This is a genomic window from Hominisplanchenecus sp. (assembly GCF_046967715.1).
In the GTDB taxonomy this organism is placed as follows: domain Bacteria; phylum Bacillota; class Clostridia; order Lachnospirales; family Lachnospiraceae; genus Hominisplanchenecus; species Hominisplanchenecus faecis.
Genome location: NZ_JBKVNQ010000100.1, coordinates 1 through 5,319, shown reverse-complemented (window position 1 = coordinate 5,319; position 5,319 = coordinate 1). Strand labels below are relative to the sequence as shown.

Genomic DNA, 5,319 nt, shown 5'->3' with positions numbered 1-5,319 from the left:
CTGCAGCACTGCGGTAAATAAAATACCGACCAGGATACCGGCAAGCGGATTGGAAAACATTGTGAGCATATTGATAAACATCTGGTTTTCACGAAGCGGAGAAACAGCCCCGCTCATCATCTGCATACCTGTCATCAAAACAGCAAAACCCAGCATGATATTGCCCATATTTTTATGTACAGAGCGTTTCCCAAACATGCGGAAAATAATACCGACCACTGCTACAACGGCAGATATCGTCGCTGTTGAAAAAATACTTGCGATCCCGCCGGAACCCTGAATATAGGACAGACACAAGATCCATCCTGTGATACTGGTACCAATATTGGCTCCCATGATGATACCGATCGCCTGTTTCAGCTTCATCATACCGGAGTTTACAAAACCGATCACCATAACTGTCGTTGCCGAAGATGACTGGATCACACTGGTAACTGCCGTACCAAGTGCCACACCCTTGATCGGCGTGTTCGTCATTCGATATAAAAATGCTTCCAGTTTATTTCCGGCGACCATCTTGAGTCCGTCGCCCATCAGTGACATTCCGAATAAAAACAGTGCTACTCCACATAGAAGTGATAAAATCATTGAAAATATCTGCATAGTTTTCTCCTCTGTATCTTTTTCTTTTCCTTGTCCTCGTATTCGTTTTCCTATTTTGATTTTTAAGCATTTACTTTTCCATTATGCCACATTATGCGATGAATTACAATATTTTTGCTTAAGGAAACCTTTATTTTTTGTTTCTAAAAAAATGCGAAACATCATCAAAACGTTTGATATTTCAAAAAATTTGTCGTATAATGAACTTTGTATCTTTTTTCGGGTATCTTTTCCTATTATAATAGGTGGATCAGAAAACGGCTGTTTTCTGTCCGGATCCCGGATCAAACATCATTACATAAGGATTTTAAATTTATGAATATGAATACGAATCAGACAAAACTTCATACTTTAGGAATCGATATCGGTTCCACAACCGTTAAGGTTGCTATTTTGAATGAGAAAAACGAACTTCTTTTCTCTGATTATGAACGCCATTATGCCAATATCCAGGAGACGCTCTCTGCACTTCTGAAAAAAGCATATGACAGCCTCGGTGAACTTTCGCTCTCGCCGATGATCACCGGCTCCGGCGGTCTTACCCTTGCCAAGCATCTTGGTATTCCTTTTGTTCAGGAAGTTATTGCTGTTTCTACTGCTCTTCAGGACTATGCTCCGCAGACAGATGTAGCGATCGAGCTTGGCGGTGAAGATGCAAAAATTATTTATTTTGAAGGTGGAAATGTAGAGCAGCGTATGAATGGTATCTGTGCCGGCGGAACCGGATCCTTTATCGATCAGATGGCTTCGCTTCTGCAGACCGACGCTTCTGGGCTGAATGACTATGCAAAAAATTATAAAGCTCTGTATCCAATCGCCGCCCGCTGCGGTGTATTTGCAAAGACAGATATTCAGCCTCTGATCAACGAAGGGGCTACGAAAGAAGACCTGTCGGCTTCTATTTTCCAGGCCGTTGTAAACCAGACGATCAGCGGTCTTGCCTGCGGAAAACCGATTCGCGGACATGTGGCATTTTTAGGCGGACCGCTTCATTTTTTAACAGAGCTGAAAGCTGCTTTCATCCGCACCCTGAAGCTGGATGACGAACATGCGATCACACCGGAAAATTCTCACCTGTTTGCTGCAATCGGTTCAGCCCTTAATTATAAGGAGGATGTTATAACATCCCTTTCTGCACTGATCCAGAAACTTTCCGGCACCATCCACATGGAATTTGAGGTTGCCCGTATGGATCCTTTGTTTGCTTCCAAAGAAGAATATGAGGAATTTTCGGAACGTCAGAGTCAGTATAACGTTATGACCGGCGATCTGGAAACGTACGAAGGAAACTGCTATCTTGGTATTGATGCCGGATCTACCACGACAAAAGCTGCTCTGGTCGGAGAAGACGGTGCTCTGCTTTATTCTTTCTACAGTAACAACAACGGCAGCCCGTTAAAGACTACGATTCGTGCAATCCAGGATATTTACAAAAAGCTGCCTGACACTGCCAAGATCGTTCGTTCCTGTTCAACCGGTTACGGCGAGGCACTGATCAAAGCCGCTCTCCTGCTCGACGAGGGCGAAGTAGAAACGGTATCTCATTATTATGCCGCTGCATTCTTTGATCCGGATGTAGACTGCATCCTGGATATCGGTGGTCAGGATATGAAATGTATCAAGATCAAAAATCAGACCGTTGACAGTGTACAGCTGAACGAAGCATGTTCTTCCGGATGCGGTTCTTTTATCGAAACGTTTGCCAAATCTCTGAATTACAGTGTACAGGATTTTGCAAAAGCCGCTCTTTTTGCCAAGAACCCGATCGACCTTGGTACCCGTTGCACCGTATTTATGAACTCAAAGGTAAAACAGGCTCAGAAAGAAGGGGCAGAAGTCGCTGATATTTCTGCCGGGCTTGCTTATTCGGTTATCAAAAATGCTCTTTATAAAGTAATCAAAGTTTCCGATGCTTCTGAGCTTGGCAAACACATCGTTGTGCAGGGCGGTACGTTCTACAACGATGCCGTTCTTCGCAGTTTCGAAAAGATTGCCGGATGTGAAGCAATCCGCCCGGATATCGCCGGTATCATGGGTGCTTTCGGTGCTGCACTGATCGCCCGTGAGCGTTATCAGGACGTGTAGGACCACCATGCTCTCCATCGACAAGATCAATCATCTGCAGTTCACGACCACCATGGCAAAATGCAAAGGCTGTACCAACCAGTGCCGCCTGACCATCAACCGTTTTACCGGGGGCCGTCAGTTTGTGACCGGAAACCGCTGTGAGCGTGGTATCGGAAAAGAGCGAAATAAAGAGAAAATCCCGAACCTGTTCGAATATAAGAACAAGCTTCTGTTTGACCGCAAACCACTGGAGGCAGATGAAGCAGTAAGAGGTACCGTCGGCATCCCGCGTGTCCTCAATATGTACGAAAATTATCCATTCTGGTTTGAATTTTTCACGGCTCTGAAATATCGCGTGGTACTTTCTCCGCCATCCACCAGAAAGATATATGAGCTTGGCATCGAGTCCATCCCAAGCGAATCCGAATGCTACCCGGCAAAGCTTGCCCACGGACATGTAACCTGGCTGATCAAACAGGGAGTTCCTTTCATTTTCTACCCGTGTATTCCATATGAGCGAAATGAATTCCCGGACTCTAACAACCATTACAACTGTCCGATCGTAACATCCTATGCGGAAAATATCAAAAATAATATTGATGAGTTAAAAGACGGCTCGATCCGTTTTGAAAATCCGTTCCTCTCTTTTGCCAGTGAAGATACCATCTGCAAACAGATGATCAAAGCTTTCCCTGACATTCCAAAAGAGGAAGTCCGTGCCGCTGTAAAGACTGGATGGCAGGAACTTGCCCGCACAAGGCAGGCGATGTACGACAAAGGCGAAGAAACTTTAAAATGGATGGAAGAAAACGGCCGCCACGGCATTGTGCTTGCAGGCCGCCCGTACCACATCGATTCTGAGATCAACCACGGCATCCCAGAACTGATCAATTCTTACGGTCTGGCTGTTCTGACCGAAGATTCTGTATCCAACCGCAATCTGCCGGAACGCCCTCTGATCGTTATGGATCAGTGGATGTACCACAGCCGTCTGTATGCCGCAGCCAACTTTGTCAAGACAAGAGATGATCTTGACCTGATCCAGCTGAACTCTTTCGGATGCGGACTGGATGCCGTTACTACAGACTGTGTCAACGATATCCTTTCAAACTCCGGCAAGATCTATACCTGTCTGAAGATTGATGAAGTAAACAATTTAGGAGCTGCCCGTATCCGTGTACGTTCCTTGATTGCTGCCCTACGTATCCGCAGAGAACAGAATCTGCCACGTGAGATCGTCGCTTCCAATTTCGACCGTGTTGTATTTACCGAAGAAATGCGAAAAGACTACACAATCCTCTGCCCGCAGATGTCTCCGATCCACTTTAACATCCTGGAATCTGCATTCCGTGCAGCCGGTTACAACCTCGTTGTCATGCAGAACGATGACCGTCAGGCTGTGGATATGGGACTGAAATATGTCAACAACGATGCTTGCTATCCTTCTCTGATCGTTGTCGGCCAGATTATGGACAGCTTGTTGTCCGGTAAATATGACTTAAATAAGACTGCCGTTCTGATTTCCCAGACAGGCGGCGGCTGCCGTGCCAGCAATTATATCGGCTTTATCCGCCGTGCCCTGAAAAAGGCAGACATGGAACAGATTCCTGTCATCTCCATCAATTTGAGCGGTCTTGAGAAAAATCCGGGATTTAAAATCAGCTACAGTCTTGTGATGCGTGGTCTGTACGGTGCGATCTTCGGCGATATTTTCATGCGTTGTCTCTACCGTATGCGTCCTTATGAAAAAGTCAAAGGTTCCGCAAATGCCATGCATGAAAAATGGGAAAAAGTCTGCAAAGATTTTGTCTCTTCCAAGCATCCGACTATGGGACAGTTCAAAAAGCTGTGCCGTGATATTATCCGTGACTTCGATAACCTGCCGATTACAGATGAGAAAAAACCTCGCGTCGGCATTGTAGGAGAAATTCTGGTAAAATTCCTGCCGGCTGCCAACAATCATCTGGTAGATCTGCTGGAATCCGAGGGGGCTGAAGCGGTGATGCCGGATCTGATCGACTTTTTGCTCTACTGTTTCTACAACACGAACTTTAAAGCAGAAAATCTTGGCATGAAGAAATCTTCCGCAACCATTGGAAATGCCGGTATCGCTCTGTTAGAATATTTCCGCAAACCGGCTGCCAGAGCTTTTGCAGCAAGCAAACATTTTGATCCACCTGCACATATCCAGGATCTGGCTGGTTATGCAAAACCGATCGTTTCCAACGGAAATCAGACCGGTGAAGGCTGGTTCCTGACCGGAGAGATGTTAGAGCTGATCCACAGCGGTGTCAACAACATCGTCTGCACACAGCCATTTGGATGCCTGCCGAACCACGTAGTCGGCAAAGGTGTCATCAAAGAACTGCGTCATCAGTATCCGATGTCCAATATCGTTGCCATCGACTACGATCCAGGTGCCAGTGAAGTAAATCAGCTGAACCGAATCAAACTGATGCTCTCCACAGCAAATAAAAACCTGAAAAAATAACAAAATGCAGAGTATAAAAAAGCAGAGCCACTATGATAACAAAATCATGTACTCTGCTTTTTTGTATTCTGATACTCTTTATACGCTCTATGAAGTCTGGTCACGTGAACTACCCATTGTCTAAAGCCAATGGGCTTCCTGCTTCGCAGACCTCGTAA

The 5,319-nt window shown here is 45.6% G+C and carries 1 protein-coding gene and 1 pseudogene; one reads left to right on the top strand and one right to left on the bottom strand.

The features are described from left to right. A partial coding sequence (locus tag ACLTL4_RS10855) for a Na/Pi cotransporter family protein (protein ID WP_412320531.1) occupies positions 1–603 on the bottom strand: 603 nt, incomplete at its 3' end. A gap of 321 nt (positions 604–924) precedes the next feature. Between ACLTL4_RS10855 and ACLTL4_RS10850 the strand changes: the two are divergent. Further along, a pseudogene (locus tag ACLTL4_RS10850) lies at positions 925–5,161 on the top strand (acyl-CoA dehydratase activase-related protein). Positions 5,162–5,319: the final 158 nt, after the last annotated feature.